Origin of the sequence: Streptomyces sp. NPDC051218 (assembly GCF_044455475.1) — a bacterium.
GTDB lineage: Bacteria > Actinomycetota > Actinomycetes > Streptomycetales > Streptomycetaceae > Streptomyces.
Genome location: NZ_JBITEU010000002.1, coordinates 61357 through 79519, shown reverse-complemented (window position 1 = coordinate 79519; position 18163 = coordinate 61357). Strand labels below are relative to the sequence as shown.

Below are 18163 nucleotides of genomic sequence, written 5' to 3'. Positions count from 1 at the left end.
CTACTTCCGCATCACCGCCGGTTCATGCCGTCTCAGCAGCCTCGCGACCACGTATCCGAAGACGATGGAGAGGGCCAGCAACATCCCCATGTTGAGCAGCCAGATCCCCGCGGAGTGACGGAACAGCGGATCGGCGGTCAGCTCCCCCGGCACGATCCTGCCGAGGCCGATCGTGCCCGCCATCGCGCCCAGCGCCCACCGGGAGGGCACGAGCCACGCCAGCTGCTCCACCCCTGGCACCCCGTTGAGTTTCAGGAGCGCCCCGCAGAACACCACCTGGACGATGGCCAGCAGCACGAGCAGCGGCATCGTCACTTCCTCCTTGCGCACCAGAGCGGACACGAGGAGCCCCAGCATCATCGCCGTGAACGCCAGCATCGCCACCGCCACCGTGATCTCGACCAGCGGCGGCAGCAGCACTCCCTTGCCGCCCGGGGCGTTCAGGTCCACGCCAAGGAGCGCCACCAGGGTCAGCACGACGGCCTGCAGGATGGTGATCGTTCCCAGTACGACGACCTTGGACATCAGATACGCCGATCTGGAGAGCCCGACGGCCCGTTCGCGGCGGTAGATGACCCGTTCCTTGACCAGTTCCCGCACGGCGTTGGCCGCGCCGGTCAGGACTCCGCCCACGCACAGGATCAGCAGCGCGTTCATCGCCGTCTCCTGCGTCAGCTTGCTCCCGGACAGCGCACGCGCCATCGCGCCCATCACGAACGGCAGCGCGATCATGATGGCCAGGAACGTGCGGTCGGCGACGAGCGCGGCCGCGTACCGCCGCACCAGCGTCCGCAGTTGGGACCCCCAGCTCTGTGCCTTGGGCGGAGCAGCGAACGCGACGGGCTGGCCCGTGGCGCCCTGCGGCAGCGCCGGCTGCGCCGAGGAGTTGACGATGTACTGCTGATGGAAGGGCGAGCGCCGGTACTCCCCGGCCCAGTCCCGGTCGTGGTCCCCCTCGAAGGCCTCGAACGCCTCGGGCCACTCCTCGAACCCGAAGAACGGGAGCGCGTCCTGCGGAGGCCCGTAGTAGGCGATCCTGCCGCCCGCGGCGAGCACGAGGAGCCGGTCGCAGCCGTCGAGGCTGAGCACGCTGTGCGTGACGACGATGACCGTGCGGCCGTCGTCGGCCAGACCGCGCAGCATGTGCATCACGGATCGGTCCATACCGGGGTCGAGCCCGGACGTCGGCTCGTCGAGGAAGAGCAGGGACGGCTTGGTGAGAAGTTCGAGGGCGACGCTCACGCGCTTGCGCTGGCCGCCGGATAGGCTGTGGATGGGCTGGTCCACGCGCTGTTCTAGGCCGAGTTCGCGAATGACCTCGTCGACCCTGGCCCGGCGTTCCGCCTTCTCGGTGTCCTGGGGGAAGCGCAGTTCGGCGGCGTAACCGAGGGCGCGGCGCACGGTGAGCTGCGCGTGCAGGATGTCGTCCTGCGGCACGAGCCCGATGCGCTGACGCAGCTCGGCGTAGTCGCGGTAGAGGTCGCGGCCGTCGTAGAGGACCGTGCCGTCGTCGGCGGGACGCAGGCCGGTGAGGGCGTTGAGAAGCGTGGATTTGCCCGCGCCGCTGGGGCCCACGACGGCGAGCAGGCACTTCTCCCCGACGGGGAAGGTGATCTTGTCAAGGAGCGTCTTGCGGCCCCGGTCGACGGCGACCGTCAGCTCCTGGACGTCGAGCGAGACCTCGCCGGTGTCGACGTACTCCTGGAGTTCGTCGCCGACGAGGCAGTACGCGCGGTGGCCGACGCCGACGATGTCCCCGGGCGCGACCGGGGCGCGGCCGACCGGCTGGCCGTTGAGGTAGGTGCCGTTGTGGCTGCCGAGGTCGACGATCTCGTACGTGCCGTCCGCGAGCACCCGCAGCTCCGCGTGGCGGCGCGAGACGACCAGATCGTCGATGACCAGGTCGTTGTCGGCGGCGCGTCCGATGCGGACGGTACGGGCGGGCAGCGGGCGCACGGTCGTCGGCTGCCGGAAGGTGCCGGTGGCCGAAGGGGTGCGGACGGCGGAGGGGCGCTCGGGAGCGGCCGGCGCCGCGGGCGGGGGCGGCTCATGGCCGACGAGTACCGCGCGGGGGCCGTCCGCTACGTTTCCGAAGCGCAGGACACTGCCCGGTCCGACATCCCACTCCTGGACGCGCTGCCCGTCGGCGTACGTGCCGTTGGTGCTGTGCTCGTCCTCGATCGTCCAGTGGTCGAGGTCGGCGTGCAGGACGGCGTGGTGCCAGGAGACCCGGGCATCGTCGATGACGATGTCGCTCAACGGATCGCGCCCGACGTGATAGTCCCGGCTCGGACTCATCACCGTGGAGCCGGTGTCGGTCTCTATGACGAGTTCGGGCGCAGTCGGCGCCGCAGGCCGCTCTCCCATGCCCGAATTCTACCCATTCAGACGCATCCACGCCTGGGCTCGGCCGCCCGCCCGGCTTCACACGCCTCCGTACCCGCCCGGCATCCCCGTGCCCGCCAGGCGTCAGGCGTCCCCGTACGCCTCTCCCCCGAGCTCGAACACCGCGCTGCCCGCGGTCGCGTCCGCCAGCCAGGCGGTGAAGGCCTCGACGTCGGCATCCGGAAGGCCGATCTCGATGGTCACCGCGTCCCCGTACCGCACGTCACGCACCTCGCGCCCCGCCGAGCGCAGATCGTTCTGGACCTTGCCCGCGCGCTGGTGGTCGACCGTGACGGTGGCGAGCCTGAAGCGCCTGCGGGTCAGCGTCCCGACCGCGTCGAGCGCCTCGCCGACCGCTCCTCCGTAGGCCCTGATCAGACCGCCCGCGCCGAGCTTGACCCCGCCGTAGTAGCGGGTCACGACGGCGACGACGTACCGCATGTCGCGGCGCAGCAGCATCTGGAGCATCGGCACACCGGCGGTGCCGCCGGGCTCACCGTCGTCGCTCGCCTTCTGCACCCCGGCGTCGGCCCCGATGACGTACGCGAAGCAGTTGTGCGAAGCGGACGGGTGTTCCTTGCGGATGCGCGCGACGAAGTCCTGCGCCTCCTCCTCCGTGGCGGCGGGCGCGAGGGCGCACAGGAAGCGCGAGCGGTTGATCTCGGTCTCGTGCACGGCCTCGCGGGCCACTGTGCGGTACTCGTCGTGCATCCCGCCAGGGTAGGCCCCCGCCCGGGACACGGCCCCGGTACGGTGATCCGTTGTGACGTCACCCTCGAATCGCGTACGCCAAGTCCCCCGTCCCAGCGCCGCATTGGGGCCGCTGCTCGCCGCGGCGCCCGTCACCGTGGTGGAGACCCGCGAGGACCCGGCCGATCCCTACCTCTTCCCCGAGGAGGCGGCGGCCGTGGCGAAGGCCGTGGACAAGCGGCGCCGCGAGTTCGCCACGGTCCGGCAGTGCGCCCGCACCGCGCTGGCCGAACTCGGCGTGCCGCCCGTGCCGATCCTGCCGGGGCCCAAGGGCGCGCCGCACTGGCCCGAAGGCATCGTCGGCAGCATGACGCACTGCGCCGGATACCGCGCCGCCGTCGTGGCCCGCGCATCGGCGGTCGTCTCGGTCGGCGTCGACGCGGAGCCGGCGGCTCCGCTCTCCGACCCCGATGTCCTGAAGCTGGTCTCGGACGAGACGGAACGCGCGGCCCTCGCCGAGCTCGGCATCCGGCGCCCGGACGTTCCGTGGGACCGGCTGCTCTTCAGCGCCAAGGAGTCCGTCTACAAGACGTGGTTCCCGCTCACGGGCCGCTGGCTCGGCTTCGAGGAGGCGCGGGTGAACCTTGGCCCGGACGGCGGCTTCACCGCACAGCTCCTCGTCCCCGGGCCGACGGTGGCGGGGCGCGAGGTGACGGGCTTCCGGGGCAACTGGCTGATACGTGACGGCATCGCGGTCACCGCCATCGTCCTGCCCCTCACTCCTGTCCCGCCCGGTAGGTAGGAACCCCGCCCAGCCACGTGCCGAGCACCCGTACGTGGCGGATGGCCATCGGGTCCACGGCGCGTGGATCGGCGGAGAGCATGACCAGGTCCGCGGGCGCGCCGGGCACGAGAGCGAGGCGGTCGTCCGCGCCCGACTGGTGGGCGACACCGCTGGTGGCGGCGGCGAGCGCCTGCTCCACGGTGAGGCGTTGGTGCGGGGTCCATGCGTCCTTGGGCGAGCCGTCGAACGTGCGCCTGGTGACGGCGACTTGGATGCTCTCCAGTGGCTCGTACGAGCTGACGGGCCAGTCGCTGCCGAAGGAGATGCGCGCCCCGTCGCGCGCCAACTCCCCCATCGGGTACTGCCGGTCGGAGCGTCCGGCCCCGATCCGCGGCATCGACAGATCGGTCTGGAGCGGGTCGGGCTGCGCCCACAGGGGCTCGAAGTTGGCGATGACGCCGAGTGCGGCGAAGCGCGGCAGGTCGGCCGGGTCGACGAGCTGGACATGGGTGATCACGGGCCGCCGGTCCCAGGCCGGGTTGGCGCCGGCCGCGGCCTCCACGGCGTCGAGCGCCGCCCGTACGCCCGCGTCACCGATGGCGTGGATGTGCGTCCGGAAGCCGTCGGCGTCGAAGGCGCACACCACTTCGGCGAGCGCGCCCGGCTCCCACACGGGCATCCCGCAGCTGTGCGGCGCGTCCAGGTAGGGGTCCAGCAGGGCGGCCGTACCGCCCTCGATCACACCGTCGCTGAAGTACTTCACCGTGCGCGCGGACAGCAGCGGTCCTCCCTCGGCGGCCACGCGTGCCCGTGCCGCGTCGAACTGCTTGCGCTGCTCGCGCCAGCGGTCGGGATCGGCGCGCTGGGCCAGGTCGACGCGGACACTCAGCGCGTCGTGCCGGGCCGCCGCGAGATAGGCATCGACCATCTCCGGCTCGACCCAGGCGTCCTGCACCCAGGTGATGCCCGCTCGCGCGTACGCCAGGCTCGCGCGGCGCACCGCTTCGACCAGTTCGGCTTCCTCGCGTGCGGGCACCTGGTCGAGCACCAGGTCGCAGGCGTGCCACTCGCGCAGGGTGCCCATGGGCGTGCCGTCGGGGCGCCGGACGATCCAGCCGAGGCGCGGGTCCGGCGTCGAGTCCCGCACGCCGGCCCGGCGCAGCGCCTCCGAGTTGCACCACACCGTGTGGTAGTCGTACGCCCGCAGTACGACGGGCCGTTCGGCGTTGGCCGCGTCCAGCCACCGGGCGTCGAACTCGCCGTCGGGCGCGAGCGCGGGGTCGTAGGACGCGCCGACGATCCACTCCGTGTCCGGGTGCGCATCGGCCCACCGGCCGACCTCCGCGACGATCGCGTCGACCGAGGTGAGGTCCTTGATCTGCGGGCCGAAGCTCTCCAGACCTCCGAAGAGGGGGTGGGCGTGGCCGTCACCGAAGGCGGACAGGAGCAGACCGTCCCCCAACTCGACGACCTCGCACGCCACTTCGGCGAGCTCGCGGGCCTCGTCCCCGAGCGCGATGACACGTCCGCCGCGCACGGCGAGTGCCGTGGTGTCCGGGTGCGCGTCGCTTCCGGTGCGCACCCGCCCCAGGAAGACCCGCGTCGAGGTCTGGTCCGCCATGTTGTCCCGCTCCTGCGTCATACGCTCTCCGCGTCCACTGTCGTCAGCCGTTCGTACGCCCTCGGTTCTCGCCGCCGGATCCGCAGGGCCAGCGCCGCTCCCGCCACGAACAGCACGGGCAGCGGCGCGATGAGCGCGGCGTTGACGCCGCCCGAAGCTCCCGTCAGGAGATCGAGGTTGGCGCACACCAGGACGATCAGTACCGCGAGGCCCGCGCAGGCCGTCAGCGGGGCCGCGACCACCCGCCAGGCGGGCATGCCCCTGCGGTCGCGCCGGAAGAAGCCGTACACCGCGAGCGCGGCGAGCGCCTGCATCAGCATCACGCCGAGGATGCCGGAGCCGTTGCTCCACAGGAAGGTGACGGTGTAGGGATCGGCGCCGCTGACGAGGGTCACGGCGACCACGGCCAGCGCGATGGCGGACTGTGCCACGACCGCCGTGGCGGGTGCCCGCGTCTTCGGGGACACGGTGCCCAGGCGGCGCGGCAACAGCCCCTCGCGGCCCAGGGCGTAGAAGTAGCGGGCGGCGCCGTTGTGGAAGGCGAGGGTCGCGGCGAAGGCGCTGGTGATGATCAGGACGTGCAGGGAGTCGGCGGCCCAGGCGCCGGCGAACCGCTCGGTCGCGGTGAAGACCATGTCGGCGCCGCCCTCCCCCTGGGCGACGGCCTGGGCGCGGCCGGAACCGTACGCGTTGATGATCATCCACACCGTGAAGGTGTAGAAGAGCGCGAGGAACGCGACGGCGATGTAGGTGGCGCGCGGCACGGTGCGCTCCGGCTCCCGCGCCTCCTCCGCGTAGATGGCCGTCGCCTCGAACCCGACGAAGGCTCCGACGGCGAGCACGAACATGCCGCCCACGCCCTCCTCGCCCAGGTGTCGCGGCGAGAGCGTGCCGAGGTCGAGGCCCTGCGGCCCGCCCCCGTGCGCGAAGAGCCCCACCTCGAAGACCAGGAGTACGAGGACTTCGAGGACCAGCGCCACACCCAGCACCTTCGCGCTGAGCGTGACCTTCAGATAGCCGAGCACACCGATCGCGACGAGCCCGGCGATGGCCCAGGCCCACCAGGCCACGCGGACCCCGGTCAGATCCTCGAACCCGGATTCGGTGAACCAGCCGAAGGCCACGAGGAGTCCGGCCTCGATGGCGTTGTACGAGAAGAGGGCGACGTACGCGGCCCCGGCTCCCGCCGGGCGGCCGAGCCCGCGGCCGATGTAGGCGTAGAAGGCCCCCGCGTTGCGGACGAAGCGGCTCATCGCGGTGAATCCCGCCGCGAAGACGATGAGCAGCAGCCCCGAGATCAGGTAGCCGAGGGGCGCCGCCCGGCCCGCCATGCCGATCGCGAGCGGGGCCACCGCGGCCATCACGGTCAGTGGCGCGGCGGCGGCCACGACGAAGAAGACGAGGTCTCCGGTGCCGACGGCGCCGCCGCTCAGGCCCTTGGCGGCGCGGGGGGTGGGTGCGGTCACGCGGGCACTCCAAGCAAGCTAAAGCCTTTAGTCCGGGCTGGGCAGGACCGTACTCTGCACCCGGGTGGCTGTGAAGACCCCATCCGGAGACGGGAGTTGCCAGGCCATGGGCAGAGGGAGACCGCGCATACCGCTGCTCAGCGCGGATCTGATAGCGCGAGAGGCCCTCGCGCTGATCGACGCCGAGGGGGCCGCCGCGTTCAGCCTGCCCCGCCTTGCCGCGCGGCTCGGGGTGAAGACCGCGTCGCTCTACAACCATCTGGACGGCCGCGCCGAGGTCATCGAGGGCGTACGGCGTCTGATCGTCGAGGAGATGGACGTCTCCGCCTTCGACACGCTGCCGTGGCCCGACGCCCTTGCCGCGTGGGCTCGTTCGTACCGCGACGCCTTCGCCAGGCATCCGCACTCCATCGACCTGCTGGCCACCACGACCATCAGCTCACCGGCCACCCTCAGCATGTACGAGGCGGTCGTGGCGGCGCTGGCCCGCGGCGGCTGGCCGCGGGAGCGGCTGGTCGCGGCGGTGACCAGCGTCGAGTCCTTCCTCCTCGGCTCGGCGCTCGACCTCGTGGCGCCGCCGCTGATGATCGACCCGGCGGGGCACGCGCCACGGGTGCCCGTCCTGGCAGCCGCCCTTGAGGGTGCCGTCGGCGGCGACAAGGCGGGGCGCGCCGAGGACGCTTTCACCTCGGGGCTCGACGCGCTGGTCCGCGGCCTTGTGGCCCAACTCGCGGAGTTCCGCGAGGAGTAGCCCCCGGCCAGGGCCCACCCCAAGGGCGCCGGCTCGACGGTTGCCTCAGCGGCCGTCTCGACGGCTCTCTTGACGACCACTCGGAAAGCGCCACATCGTAACGGGACGCTGTATCGGGATGTGGCATTGGGACGCCGCATCGGGACGGGCATCGGGACGCGGCGCCCCGGCTGCTTCTACAGTGCTGTAGATTTTACGGTCCGGCCCTGACCACGGCCGGTACGCACTTCACCTCAGGACTTCAGGAGGACATCGTGGGAGTTTCCCTGGCCAAGGGCGGCAACGTCTCGCTCAGCAAGGAGGCCCCGGGCCTCACCGCCGTCCTGGTCGGCCTGGGCTGGGACGTCCGCACGACCACCGGCACGGACTACGACCTGGACGCCAGCGCACTGCTCTGCGACGACTCGGGGAAGGTCGTCTCCGACCAGCACTTCATCTTCTACAACCAGCTCAAGAGCCCCGACGGTTCGGTCGAGCACACCGGCGACAACCTCACGGGCGAGGGTGAGGGCGACGACGAGGCCGTGAAGGTGAACCTCGCGCAGGTGCCCGCCGAGATCACGAAGATCGTCTTCCCCGTCTCCATCCACGACGCCGAGAACCGCGGCCAGAGCTTCGGCCAGGTCCGCAACGCCTTCATCCGTGTGGTCAACCAGGCCGACAACGTGGAGATCGCCCGCTACGACCTCTCCGAGGACGCGTCGACCGAGACCGCCATGGTCTTCGGCGAGCTCTACCGCCACGGCACGGAGTGGAAATTCCGCGCGGTCGGCCAGGGTTATGCCAGTGGGCTGCGCGGCATCGCGTCGGACTTCGGCGTGAACGTCTGACGCACGCGTCCGGCGTACGCGCCAGGCGTACGCGCCAGGCGTACGCGCCAGGCGTACGCGTCATCGCGCAGTCATCCGACCAACGGCGGCAGAAGGAGCGGGACGTGTACGGCGATCCGGCAACAGTGCGCAAGATCCTCACGGAGCTCGGAGACACCTGGGCGGTCGTGGGCCTGTCCACGAACCAGGAACGAGCGGCGTACGGGGTCGCCGGCGTCCTGCAGCGGTACGGGAAGCGCGTCGTCCCGATCCACCCGAAGGCCGAGACGGTGCACGGCGAGAAGGGCTATCCGTCCCTCTCCGCCGTGCCCTTCAAGATCGACGTCGTCGACGTCTTCCTCAACAGCGCCCTCGCGGGGCAGGCCGCCGATGAGGCCGTCGCGATCGGGGCGCAGGCGGTCTGGTTCCAGCTGGGCGTCATCGACGAGGCGGCGTACGAGCGGGTCCGGGCCGCCGACCTGGAGATGGTGATGGACCGCTGCCCGGCGATCGAACTCCCCATGCTGTAGCGCTCCGCCGGGGGTGCGGGAACAGCGGAGGGTCAGCGGGTCAGCCCACCCGCCGCAGCGCCCGCTCCCGGCGCCGGGCCACGCCGGAGCCCGACTCCCTGCGCGCCACCCGGCGCAGCACGATCGGGGCCACCAGGAGGCCGAGCACCGCCCAGGCTCCCAGCACTCCGGCGGTCTCCCAGTGCCGCCAGGAGTCGGCGATCTCGATGCCGGCCGCGCTGCCCGGCAGCAGGGCCGAGCGCATGCCGAGGCCGAGCCAGTAGACGGGAAACGCCTGCGCCACCCACTGCAGCCAGTCCGGCATGGCGGTGATCGGGTAGAAGATGCCGGAGTTCACGGATCACGTACGCCGGGCGGTAGTTGAGCCCCAGGCGTCCCAGGCGTCGATGACGGAACCGTCGCCGAACTTGCGGGCACGCTGCGGTGCCCGCCGAGCTGTTGGCGGGCGCGGAGTCGGCCGCATGAGCGGGCCGCACGGCCGCCCCGTGTCTCGGTGGGGCGGCCGCGGGGCGTGTCAGGCCGCGGCGCCCGCGAGCGCCGGGCGTTCGGCTTCTCGCAGTCGCTCCATCAATGCGATACGGGCCCGCGCCACGCGCGAGCGGACCGTGCCCACCGGGCAGCCGGTGAGCAGCGCGGCCTCCGCGTACGGCAGTCCGAGGAGCTGGGTGAGCACGAAGGCCTCACGCCGCTCGTCGGGCAGCGTCGCGAGCAGGTCGGCGAGGACCACGCCGTCGTCGAAGCCGGGCAGGCCCCTCGGCTGGGCCCGCTCCGCGGCGGACTGCCAGTCGTCCGTGTCGCAGAGGCGGGGGCGGGCTGCGGCGTGCCGCAGGCTGTCGATCACCGCGCGCCGGGCGATGGAGAGCAGCCACGTACGGGCGGACGAGCGCCCTTCGAAACGGTGCAGGCTGCCGAGGGCCCGCAGGAACGTGTCCTGCGTCAGGTCGTCGGCGGCCTGCGGGTCGCCGCCGAGGTACGTCACGTACCGGCGGACGTCCCGGTGCAGGGCGCGTACGAAGTGCTCGACCGCTTCGGGGTCTCCGGCGCGGGCGGCGAGCGCCCAGGCCGTTATCGACTCGTCGGGTGAGCTGGGCAGGGCAGGAATGATCACCTGGTGTCCTTCTCGGGAATCCGGGACCCGGGCCCGCCGTGCGTACGCGGCGTACGCGTACGTGGGGTGTACGGGGCATACGTGCGTCCGGCGGGTCCGGTGAGGGGGGTACGGCCGCGCGAGAGTGCGTACGACCGATGCCCGAGCCGTCCGGCCGCGCGACGTGGCGCGCGCGGAACGGCGTCGGGGAACCAGCTGTCAGGCGACAGCGGTCCCGGCGGGCGGACCCCGAGAAGTGATGGCGTGCACGAGAAGGAACTGCCGCGGCCGGCCCGCCGAACGGTGACGCTGGGGCCGGACGCGAGGCCGGTGCGCGGGCGTCGGCAGCGCGAGAGGCACTCGCAGCGGAGCGACGAGCCAGCCGGCGAAGGCACGGCCGACACGGAAGGCCGCGCGTTCCCCGTGCGCGAGCCAGAGGCCGCAGAGGAGGGCGGCGAGAAGGTGGGCGGCGAGCATGCCGGTCGGCGACATGCCGCTCATGTGGTGGCCGCCGCCCATGTGGTCCATGTGCTCCATGGGGGAGCCCGTCGGGGACGCGAGCATGGCGGGCACAGCGGGCATGGACGTCGCGGACGTCGCGCCCGCGTCGGGCATCGGCGCGGCACACAGCATGTGCTGCACCCACCGCCGCACGAGCGGCACCCCGTCAGAGGGCTGCGCGGCGGCCTGGGCCAGGGAGAACCCCGAGTGCAGCGCGGCCTGGGCCGCCACCGCGAGGGAGACGACCAGGGGCAGCCCCCGCTCGCGCCCGGCAAGCAGCCACGCCGTACCGCCGACTCCGACGGCTCCGGCGCCCAGCGTCCACCAGGGCACCGAAGTCCCCGACATCATGACGTGCCCCAGGGCAGCGAGCAGCACACAGGCGGCCGCGAACACCGCAGCCCGTACCGCGCGAGAACACCACCCAGCAGTCATGGCGGGGCCATCCTTGCATTCGCGCCACTCCGTTCACAGACGGGTACGCAAGATGACCCCGGCCCGTTCACCCGCGCCGGGCATGTGAGCCACCGCACACCAACCCCGGGGAACTGGCCGGCCCAACGCCCCGACTCCTAAGGGGGACCAGGTGGCAGCTGGAGGGGACCGCCGCCGCCGGGCACCAGCAGTACGTCGGCCCGGCCGACGTCACCCATGGCCCGCTCGGCCACGAGCGTCAGTTCCCGGTGTCGGTACGGACCGGGCCCGCCCGCCCGCCGGGCGACCGTCGTCACGCCCGCCCCGGTGCTTCGCGCTCCGCCGCCCGCGCCGGACCGGGTCCACGAACACGCATGCCTACGGGGACTGCTCCCGAAGTGCGGGCCCGCTCATCGGCCGCCGCCGGAGTGCTCGGCCCCGTGCTCGGTCCCGTGATCGGTCTCGGTCTCGGTCTCGGTCCGCTGCACCCCCGGTTCGTCCGGTCCGACGGCCGCCCCCACGCCGTACGACACCGCGAAGATCACCGCGAGCAGCACGAGGAAACCGCAGAGCAGGGGCAGTTGGGGGCGATCGCTCATCGCCGCTCTCCTGACACTCGTGAACGCGACAGCGCGGGACCGTCGCGCCCGCGTCTGTTCAGGAGTCGGCCGGGGAGGGGCCCGAGTTCCCGTGACACGCGACTGACGCGGGCGCGCTTGACCTCAACCAAACTTCAGGTACGAGTCTGTTCCCATGAACCGGACATCAGAAGCAGCCACAGAAGCGGCAGCCGACTGGCTGCTCCAGCACGCCACCCCCATCAACGCCAGTGATCCACAAGCTGGGTTGGACGATCTGCGACCGCTGGCCGACGCCGCGGCGGACGCCGAGATCGTCGCGCTCGGCGTGGGGTCCCGCGCCACCCATGAACTGTCCGTCGTCCAGCACCGGATGCTGCGACTCCTGGTCGAGGAGCGGGGGTTCCGTTCGCTCGTACTCGAAGGGGACGATCCGGCGCGGCTCGGTCTCGACGCGTACGTCCTCACCGGTGCGGGCGCCCCGGAAGCACTGCTCTCCGAGGCACGCTCCTTCCTGCGGACCGGGGAGATCCTCGCCGTACTGCGCTGGATGCGCGCCCACAACGAACGCAACCCGCACGACCCCGTCCAACTGGCCGCGCTGCACTCGCAGTCACCGCCGTACGGCGCCGGACTCGCGGAGAACGAGCGGGCCATCGCCGACGACATCATCCGGTGGCACGAGCACACCCGGCAGAAGACCGTCTACTGGGGCGGCCTCGCCCACACGGCCGTCGGTGCCCCCCGTACGGTGTCCTCGCCCGCTCCCCAGACACACCGCAACGCGGGCGGCCACCTGCGCGAACACTTCGGCACCGGCTACGCCTCCATCGGGCTGACCTTCCACCACGGCACGGACTATCCCGTACCACCCGCCGATTTCGCGGAGGCGGCACTCGACGCCGCCGAACTGCCCGCGTACTTCCTGAACTTGCGCGCAGAGCACCCCGCTTCCGTCGACGCCTGGCTCGGTGCCCCCGCCAAGACGCGCATCGTCGGTCCCTTCTACGACGCCCGCGAGGACGCGGACCACCATCTGTCCGGCAACTCCCTCGCGGAGTGGTTCGACGGCGTGGCCCATGTCCGCGAAGTCACCCCGGCAAGGGCGCTCGGCCGTACCTGAGCCGGCTCCTTGGAGGACCACCGCTCCGCGGCTCAGACATGAGCGGGCAACTCACTGGCCCCGATCGCCGCTTGAGCCTCGGCGGCCAGCTCTCGACGGTCGGTTCCGCGCAGCGGAGCATGTGCGGTGACCCGCACGGTCAGGCCACGGGCGCGGGCCACGCGGTGCAGCGAGGCACCGAAAGTCTCCTCTCCCAGGAAGGCCGCGGTGGTGCTGCGCGCGCCGTGCCGGTAGTAGCGGATGGTGACCGGCCGCACGGGAGCGCCCGCGTCGGCCGCCGCCTGGAACGTCGCCCGCCGGAAGCGGCCACCGGCCACGGAACACCAGGTCGTGGCCTGCGGGAAGACGAGGACGGAGCGGCCCGATCGCAGGGTCGACGCCAGATCGGCGACGGCGTGGGGAAGTTGGCGCAGCCCGTCGCGGTCGATGAACTGCGACCCGGCCCGCCGGGCGAGCGCCCCGATGACCGGCCACTGGCCCACCTCCCGCTTGGCGAGGACGGTCACCGGCTCGACGGCGAGCAGGCTGACTACGTCGAGCCAGGAGATGTGGTTGGCGACGATCAGGGTGCCGGGATGGGAGCCGGCCACGGACAGCCGCTCCGGCACCGGCTCCGGCACCGGCCCCTCCGTCTCCACTTCAAGGCGTATGCCAAGCGCGCCCATGATGCCCCGGGCCCGCGCCCGTAGCACGCGGGGCCGGGCGAGCCGCTCCCCCTGGGCGACACCGACGCCGATCTCGTACGCCAACGCGGCGTACCGCCGGGCCAGTTCGGCCGGCGGCACCTCCGGCTCCGAGCGTGTGACGCAGGCCGGGGTGCACAGCTCCGCCGGGGCCGCCGCGGGGCTCATGGCGTATCCCCCAGGAAGTAGCGGCGGTATCGATCGCCGAGCCGGTCCATGTCGAGGAGGACGAAGAAGTCGGCAACATCGAACTCGGGGTCGTGCGCGGGCGCCCCGCACATCCACGCACCGAGGCGGAGGTACCCCCTCAGCAGCGGCGGCACATCGGAGTAGGCCGGCCGCTCCACCGTCGGCGCGGTGGGCACCCAGGGGCACCGGGGATGCACCCTGAGCTCGGGCGGCGACGCGTGCTTGGACGTGCCGAGCAGCCAGGCGCTGGAGGCCGCCTTGCCGCCGTCGGCCAGCGGCACCGACGCGCAGCCCGCCAGATAGCGGTGGCCGGAGAGCAGGACGTAGCGGGCGAGTGCCGACCACATCAGGTTGATCACCGCTCCGGAGCGGTGATCGGGGTGCACGCAGGAGCGGCCCGCCTCGACGGTGGAGGACCGCAGCCCATCGAGGGCGCGCAGGTCGAACTCGCTGTCGGAGTAGGACCTCTCGGCCCGCCCCGGCGGCAGCAGACGGTAGGTCCCGACGACCTCGCCCGTGGCGGTGTCGGTGACGATCAGGTGGTCCACGAGGTCGTCGTAGGCGTCGACGTCATGTCCGGGCAGGGAGGTGTGCAGCGTGGCCCCCATCTCCTCGCCGAAGACGCGGTACCGCAGCCGCTGGGCGGCCCGGATCTGCTCCTCGGAGTCGGCGATGGAGGTGACGTACGCGCTGGGGACGGGTGGAGCGGAGGACGTCAACGGGTCAGCGGGGGTAGCCGATGTGGCGGGGGTAGCGGGGGTAGCGGGGGTAGCGGATGTCGAGGGCATGACAGATCCGGCTCCGTTCGGGGAGTGTACCGAGGCCAGGGATTGAAGGATCGTCTGCACGCTGAGAAGCAGCACTCACAGCACGGTGCGGGCCCCGGCTGAACTGCGCACGATGACCGCGCGGCCGATGGCCAGGACACTCATGAGCATCAGGTGAACGGGGACCGCCCTGGGTCGTTCCCCAGGGATCGAACGCGAAGCGTGGTTCCTGTGTGACCGTACATCGCGGTCCCTGTGTGACCGTACAGACTCAGGCAGCATCCGTGAACGAAGGGCAGTCATGGCGACGACGCACCACCGACCGGCCGGCCACCTCCCCCTGGCGGGCATCACCGTCGTCAGCCTGGAGCAGGCCGTCGCCGCTCCCTTCGCCACCCGGCAGCTGGCCGACCTGGGCGCCCGCGTGATCAAGGTCGAGCGTCCGGGCGGCGGCGACTTCGCCCGCCGCTACGACACCACGGTGCACGGCCAGGCCAGCTACTTCGTCTGGCTCAACCGCTCCAAGGAGTCCCTCACCCTGGACCTCAAGTCCGATGAGGGCAGGGCCATCCTGCACGAACTCCTCGCAGGCGCCGACGTGTTCGTGCAGAATCTCGCCCCCGGCGCCGCCGACCGACTCGGCCTCGGCGCCGAGGAACTCCAGGCCCGCTACTCCTCGTTGATCCCCTGCACCGTCAGCGGGTACGGCACGAGCGGCTCCTGGGCGGGCCGGAAGGCGTACGACCTGCTCGTGCAGTGCCAGACCGGGCTGCTCTCACTGACCGGCACGCCCGACGAGGCGGTGCGGGCGGGGATCTCGGTCGCGGACATCGCGGGCGGCATGTACGCCTACAGCGGCATCCTCTCCGCGCTCTTCACCCGGGCGACCACCGGACGCGCACCGGCCGTCGAGGTCTCGCTCTTCGACGCGCTCGCCGAGTGGATGAGCCAGCCCGCCTACTACACGCGGTACGGCGGCACACAGCCTCCCCGCGTCGGTGCCCGGCACGCCACGGTCGCGCCCTACGGCCCGTTCACCGCGTCCGACGGCAAGGACGTCCTGCTGTCCGTGCAGAACGAGCGCGAGTGGGCGGCCCTGTGCGAGCAGGTCGTCGGGCGGCCCGAGTTGACCGACGATCCGCGGTTCGCCACCGGCTCCGACCGCGTCGCGCACCGCGACGAACTCGACGCGATCATCTCCACGCGCTTCGCCGAACTCGGCAGCGACGAGGCGATGGAGCTGCTCGACCGCGCCAACATCGCGAATGCGGGCGTCAATTCGGTCGCGGAGTTCCTCGACCATCCGGCTCTCACCGAGCGCGACCGGTGGCGGGAGGTCGCGATTCCGGGCAGCCCGGCCCCCGTTCAGGCGCTGGTGCCGCCCGCGAATCTGAGCGGTGTCCCGCCGCGCATGGATGCGGTGCCGGCGGCGGGCGAGCACACCGAGCGGATCCTCGGGGAGCTGGGGCGCGGCGCGGACGACATCGCCCGGCTGCGCGCGGAGGGCGTCTGCCGGTGAACGGCGCGTGAGGCCCGCCCGCGTCAGGCGACGACGCCGAGCCCTTCGAGTACGACCGCGTTGGGCAGCTCGGCGAACGCCTTGCCGGGCACGATGAGCTTGCCCCGGCGGCTGCCGCTGCCGATCAGGACGTACGGCAGGTCGACGACGGCGGCGTCCACGAGCAGCGGCCAGTCGGCGGGCAAGCCGATCGGGGTGATGCCGCCGTACTCCATGCCGGTCGCACCGGTCGCCGTGTCCATCGGGGCGAACGAGGCCTTGCGGGCGCCGAGTTGGCGGCGCACGGCGCCGTTCACGTCGACGCGGGTGGTGGACAGGACCAGGCATGCGGCGAGCGAGGCCTCGCCGCCGCGCTTGCCCGCGACGACGACACAGTTCGCCGACTGCTCCAGGATGTCCTGGCCGTAGTGCTCCACGAAGGTGGCGGTGTCGGCCCACCGCGGGTCGGTGTCGACGTGGAGTACCTGCTCGGCGGGCACGGTCCCGTGCCATCCGCGCACGGCTTCGGCGACGGGCGCGACCAGGAGGTCGATGGCCTCGGGCGCGGGGCGGACGACGTCGAAATCTCCCATGGGTGCACGCATGGCCGCACGCTAACAGTCTCCGGCAGGAGTCGGTCTGCCAGGAGCCGGTCGGCCAAGAACCGGCAGGAGTCAGTACGACGAGGCGTGCGCCGGGGGCACCGACACCGACATGGTCATCTCGACCGGCTCGGCACCCTTGTTGTGATAACCGTGCGCCACGTTCGCTTCGAACGACACGGCCGACCCGGCGGGCACGAGATGCTCCACGCCGTCCACAAGGAGCGTCAGTTCACCCGCGGCCACGTGCAGCAGCTCCATGGTGCCCGGCGGGTGCGCGTCCGAGTCACTGCCCTCGCCGGGCATCAGCTTCCACGCCCACAGCTCGAAGGGCCCGCGCTCCTCGGTCCCGACGAGCAGCGTCGTACTGCTGCCCGCCTCCGTGGACCACATCCGCACCGCCTGTTCCGGCGGCACGAGCCGGACGTGGGAGCCCTGTTCGTAGTCGAGGAGCGTGGTGATGCTGATGCCGAGGGCGTCGGCGAGCTTGACCGTTATGCCGACGCTGGGATTGGTCCTGGCCTGCTCGATCTGGATGATCATGCCGCGGCTGACGCCCGCGCGGGCCGCGAGCGCGTCGAGCGTGAAGCCCCGTTCCGAGCGCCAGCGCTTGAGGTTGCGGGCGAGGGACTGGGTGAGCTGATCGAGATCCGACACATTCCGTCCATTATTTTGGATGACAGAGTTCAGGATATTGAACTACGGTGTGGTGCACCTAAAGGTTCACCACACTGTACTGCGAGGTTCTTCGATGACAGCACTGTTCGCTCTGGCCACCAGCCTGCTGTACGGGTTGGCCGACTTCGGCGGCGGACTGCTGACGCGACGCATCCCGGCGCTCACGGTCGTCGTCGCCTCGCAGACCATCGCCGTGATCGTCCTCGGTGTGATCGTGGTCGCCACGGGCGGCTGGACGGAGTGGGGACCGCAGCTGTGGTTCGCGGTGGCGGCGGGCCTGCTCGGCCCGGTGGCGATGCTCGCCTTCTACAAGGCCCTGGCCATCGGCCCGATGAGCGTCGTCTCGCCGCTCGCCTCCGTGGGCGTCGTCGTGCCGGTGGCGGTGGGTCTCTTCCTGGGCGAGCGGCCGGGGGTACCGCAGTTCGCCGGGCTGACCGTCGCCATCGTGGGCATCGTGCTCGCGGGCGGCCCCGAACTGCGTGGCGCCCCCGTGCAACGGCAGGCGGTCCTGCTCACCCTGCTCGCGGCCTTCGGCTTCGGCGCGGTCCTCGCCCTCATCTCCGAGGCGTCGAGCAACCTCACCGGCCTGTTCCTCGCCCTGTTCGTACAGCGCGTGACGAACGTGACCGCGGGCGGGGCCGCACTGTTCGTCTCCGTGAAGCGGGGCGGCGCCGCACTCCCCGAGGGCACGGGCATGGGCCTGATCTGGGCGGCACTTCCGGCTCTGGCCTTCGTCGGCCTGGCCGACGTAGCGGCCAACGGCACGTACTCGATAGCCGCCCAGAACGGCCCGATCACTCTGGCCGCGGTGCTCTCCTCGACCTACCCGGTGATCACCGCGGTAGCGGCACGGGCGGTCCTGAAGGAACGACTGCGGGGGGTGCAGGCGGCGGGGGCGGGGCTGGCGTTGGTGGGCACGGTGTTGCTGGCGAGCTGAGACGGGCCCGTCAGGGGCGCGGGGAACTGCGCGAGCAACCACAACGCACCCGCAGCCGAGGAAGACAGCG

At 71.9% G+C, this 18163-nt stretch carries 19 protein-coding genes and 1 pseudogene; 7 read left to right on the top strand and 13 right to left on the bottom strand.

Translation table 11 applies throughout. The annotated features are described in order from the left end of the window. Both ACIBCK_RS06750 and ACIBCK_RS06745 read right to left on the bottom strand, forming a co-directional pair. A complete protein-coding gene (locus ACIBCK_RS06750) occupies positions 1-2367 on the bottom strand; it encodes an FHA domain-containing protein (protein ID WP_399387411.1) in 2367 nt (788 codons plus the stop codon). Between the two features lie 102 nt (positions 2368-2469). Next, a complete protein-coding gene (locus ACIBCK_RS06745) occupies positions 2470-3096 on the bottom strand; it encodes a YigZ family protein (protein WP_399387409.1) in 627 nt (208 codons plus the stop codon). Positions 3097-3199: 103 nt separating this feature from the next. Between ACIBCK_RS06745 and ACIBCK_RS06740 the strand changes: the two genes are divergently transcribed. Next, positions 3200-3877 (top strand): 4'-phosphopantetheinyl transferase, encoded by a 678-nt coding sequence (locus ACIBCK_RS06740; RefSeq protein ID WP_399388858.1) that lies wholly within the window; start codon positions 3200-3202, stop codon positions 3875-3877. Here ACIBCK_RS06740 and ACIBCK_RS06735 read toward each other — a convergent pair. Then, a complete protein-coding gene (locus ACIBCK_RS06735; RefSeq protein WP_399387406.1) occupies positions 3852-5501 on the bottom strand; it encodes an amidohydrolase in 1650 nt (549 codons plus the stop codon). The genes ACIBCK_RS06740 and ACIBCK_RS06735 overlap by 26 nt on opposite strands. After that, entirely contained in the window at positions 5498-6946 is a 1449-nt protein-coding gene (locus ACIBCK_RS06730; protein ID WP_399387404.1) for an APC family permease, read from the bottom strand. The genes ACIBCK_RS06735 and ACIBCK_RS06730 overlap by 4 nt, the downstream gene beginning before the upstream one ends. 106 nt (positions 6947-7052) lie before the next feature. Here ACIBCK_RS06730 and ACIBCK_RS06725 point away from each other — a divergent pair, with 106 nt between their 5' ends. The 3 genes from ACIBCK_RS06725 (at position 7053) to ACIBCK_RS06715 (ending at position 9036) form a co-directional block, all read left to right on the top strand. Further along, a complete protein-coding gene (locus ACIBCK_RS06725) occupies positions 7053-7697 on the top strand; it encodes a TetR/AcrR family transcriptional regulator (RefSeq protein WP_399387402.1) in 645 nt (214 codons plus the stop codon). Positions 7698-7951: 254 nt separating this feature from the next. After that, on the top strand, positions 7952-8527 hold the full coding sequence (locus tag ACIBCK_RS06720) for a TerD family protein (protein WP_365822217.1): 576 nt from the start codon (positions 7952-7954) through the stop codon (positions 8525-8527). Between the two features lie 104 nt (positions 8528-8631). Beyond that, complete coding sequence (locus ACIBCK_RS06715) at positions 8632-9036, top strand: CoA-binding protein (protein WP_399387400.1); 405 nt, start codon at positions 8632-8634, stop codon at positions 9034-9036. Positions 9037-9076: 40 nt separating this feature from the next. Here the strand turns inward: ACIBCK_RS06715 and ACIBCK_RS06710 are convergent. The 5 genes and pseudogenes from ACIBCK_RS06710 to ACIBCK_RS06690 all read right to left on the bottom strand — a co-directional run. Then, a pseudogene (locus tag ACIBCK_RS06710) lies at positions 9077-9367 on the bottom strand (ABC transporter permease); the annotation flags it as partial. Between the two features lie 183 nt (positions 9368-9550). Continuing rightward, entirely contained in the window at positions 9551-10144 is a 594-nt protein-coding gene (locus ACIBCK_RS06705) for a sigma-70 family RNA polymerase sigma factor (protein ID WP_399387399.1), read from the bottom strand. 198 nt (positions 10145-10342) lie between these two features. After that, entirely contained in the window at positions 10343-11059 is a 717-nt protein-coding gene (locus ACIBCK_RS06700; protein WP_399387397.1) for a hypothetical protein, read from the bottom strand. 137 nt (positions 11060-11196) lie between these two features. Continuing rightward, positions 11197-11355, bottom strand: coding sequence for a hypothetical protein (locus ACIBCK_RS06695; protein WP_399387395.1), 159 nt, complete (start codon positions 11353-11355; stop codon positions 11197-11199). A gap of 93 nt (positions 11356-11448) precedes the next feature. Beyond that, positions 11449-11637, bottom strand: coding sequence for a hypothetical protein (locus tag ACIBCK_RS06690; RefSeq protein ID WP_399387392.1), 189 nt, complete (start codon positions 11635-11637; stop codon positions 11449-11451). Between the two features lie 154 nt (positions 11638-11791). Between ACIBCK_RS06690 and ACIBCK_RS06685 the strand changes: the two genes are divergently transcribed. Then, the gene (locus tag ACIBCK_RS06685) at positions 11792-12739 is read left to right on the top strand and encodes an erythromycin esterase family protein (RefSeq protein ID WP_399387391.1); all 948 of its coding nucleotides are present in this window, start codon (positions 11792-11794) and stop codon (positions 12737-12739) included. A 32-nt stretch (positions 12740-12771) separates the two neighbouring features. On the opposite strand, the gene ACIBCK_RS06680 is transcribed toward ACIBCK_RS06685, so the two are convergent. Continuing rightward, entirely contained in the window at positions 12772-13590 is an 819-nt protein-coding gene (locus ACIBCK_RS06680; RefSeq protein WP_399387389.1) for a lysophospholipid acyltransferase family protein, read from the bottom strand. After that, the gene (locus ACIBCK_RS06675) at positions 13587-14399 is read right to left on the bottom strand and encodes a GNAT family N-acetyltransferase (RefSeq protein ID WP_399387387.1); all 813 of its coding nucleotides are present in this window, start codon (positions 14397-14399) and stop codon (positions 13587-13589) included. Before ACIBCK_RS06675 ends, ACIBCK_RS06680 begins: the two co-directional genes overlap by 4 nt. A gap of 280 nt (positions 14400-14679) precedes the next feature. On the opposite strand from ACIBCK_RS06675, the gene ACIBCK_RS06670 reads away from it, so the two are divergent. Next, positions 14680-15897, top strand: a complete 1218-nt coding sequence (locus ACIBCK_RS06670; protein ID WP_399387386.1) for a CaiB/BaiF CoA transferase family protein — start codon at positions 14680-14682, stop codon at positions 15895-15897. A 23-nt stretch (positions 15898-15920) separates the two neighbouring features. On the opposite strand, the gene ACIBCK_RS06665 is transcribed toward ACIBCK_RS06670, so the two are convergent. Next, entirely contained in the window at positions 15921-16481 is a 561-nt protein-coding gene (locus tag ACIBCK_RS06665) for a YbaK/EbsC family protein (protein ID WP_399387384.1), read from the bottom strand. A 69-nt stretch (positions 16482-16550) separates the two neighbouring features. Next, positions 16551-17135, bottom strand: a complete 585-nt coding sequence (locus ACIBCK_RS06660; RefSeq protein ID WP_399387383.1) for an XRE family transcriptional regulator — start codon at positions 17133-17135, stop codon at positions 16551-16553. A 94-nt stretch (positions 17136-17229) separates the two neighbouring features. On the opposite strand from ACIBCK_RS06660, the gene ACIBCK_RS06655 reads away from it, so the two are divergent. Continuing rightward, positions 17230-18093, top strand: a complete 864-nt coding sequence (locus ACIBCK_RS06655) for an EamA family transporter (RefSeq protein ID WP_399387381.1) — start codon at positions 17230-17232, stop codon at positions 18091-18093. Positions 18094-18163 lie beyond the last annotated feature (70 nt).